The sequence below is a fragment of the Microbacterium sp. 13-71-7 genome, from assembly GCF_002257455.1.
GTDB lineage: Bacteria > Actinomycetota > Actinomycetes > Actinomycetales > Microbacteriaceae > Microbacterium.
Window position 1 is genome coordinate 1 of sequence record NZ_NCKN01000404.1, and the last position, 1,580, is coordinate 1,580.

The window sequence follows — 1,580 nt, forward strand, 5'->3', positions numbered from 1 at the left end:
GTGCCGTCGCGAGGCCAGCACGCGGAAGTTGCCGCGCAGCAGGATGAGGGCGATCCCGAGACCTAATGGGATAAGGGTCGCAAGGCTCAGCCCGAGCGTGACCTCCCAGTGCGTTCCGGTGGGAGCCGCAATCACAAAAGGCAGTCCCGATACCGGCAGGATCCCGAAGTAGAACAGGCTGAGCGCGCCCAGCAGCAGATTCACGACCGCAGCGACCCATACTGCAAAGCGCCGCCCCCGCAGCATCCCGTATGCCGCCACGAGAAGCAGGACCAGCGGTGCCGCCGATACCACGACAGCGCCCGGGTTCGCTGCACGCGCGAGCGTCAGCACGCGCACGCATGAATCGGTCACATGCAGAGCCTCGCAGCGTGCCAGCTCGGGCATGTGCGGGGCCTGCTCCAGCAACAGCTGCGCGATCGGGGCGAGTGGGCCGAAGTGCGAACCCGTGGCCAGTGCAACGGCCGGGCCGGCGGCGGTGATGGCCACGACAGTTGCCAGCAGCACCCGGATCTCGTGCTGCGAACCACGAACCCAGCGCAGCACTTTCTTCTCGCGGCGCAACGCCACCCCCAACACCAGGCCGCCCACAGCGGACAGCAGCAGGTAGAGGTCCGTGGGCTGTCCGGAGTACAGCAGCAGCACGAGAGCGAGCATCAGGGTCAACACCCGGATACGACGCCGCCACAGAGCACTCGCTGAACCGCTCGCAGCCATCAGCGCACCCGCGACCGGTGCCAGGGGATTCAATCCGATGGATTCCACCGTGCTGCGGGTCCAGAACTCGCCAGACCCGCTGCCGAGCTGCTGCAACGAGATCCCTGCGACCGCGCCGGCGATGCCCGTGACAACGTAGGCGAGAGCCGTCCGCCATGTGCCCAGCAGCCGCTCGGCAGCGCCGAGCAGCAACACGATAGTGGCGACGGCGACGGCAAGCGTGGCCGGATCAGGAGCGAACAACATCCACGTCACGAGCGTCCACCACTGGCCCTGCTCGGCGACGGGTTCGAAACCCGTCGCCGTCTGCCGCAGCAGATCTACCGGAGTGCCGAACAGAGAGTGCTGCAGCAGGCCCAGCACGAGCACGGCCGCGGCAGTACCGATGCTGAACGGCTGTGCGCGCAGCATCGACTTGGCCGTTCGTGCGGCCGAAAGGCTCCGTCGCCAGGGCACGTCGACAATGCTCGTCATCGGCCCAGGCCCATCCGATCGGCCAGCTGCGGAAGCGCGCTGGCATAGACGAACCGCACGGTGTTCCAGTCGTGGCCGGAGCCTTGCGCGATCATGAGCTGTGTGGCGATGCCGGCGCGGCGGGACGCCGCCGACAACTCCCGTGCATACTGCGTGAACACAGCATCCCGGACTCCCGTTCCGATGATGGCGAACGTGTCACGGTACGGGGCGTGCGCGCCCATCATCGTGAGGGGCTGCGCGGCGCGGTAGGCGACCGCCGAGCCGCCGAAGCCCTTGGCTACCGTGTCGGGCCCGATCGTCGGCTGGAGCTCGGGGAGCGCGGACACGAACGAGCCGAAAAGTTCGGGATGGCCGCTGCCGAATTGGACGGCGCAGGTGCCGCCCTC

The 1,580-nt window shown here is 68.0% G+C and carries 1 protein-coding gene and 1 pseudogene; both read right to left on the reverse strand.

Annotation, left to right across the window (positions count from 1 at the left end):
- The coding region (locus B7X32_RS20785) for a rhomboid family intramembrane serine protease (RefSeq protein WP_292724117.1) at window positions 1-1,191 on the reverse strand (1,191 nt) is incomplete at its 3' end.
- A pseudogene (locus tag B7X32_RS20790) lies at window positions 1,188-1,580 on the reverse strand (hypothetical protein); the annotation flags it as partial. The gene B7X32_RS20785 and the pseudogene B7X32_RS20790, both read right to left, overlap by 4 nt.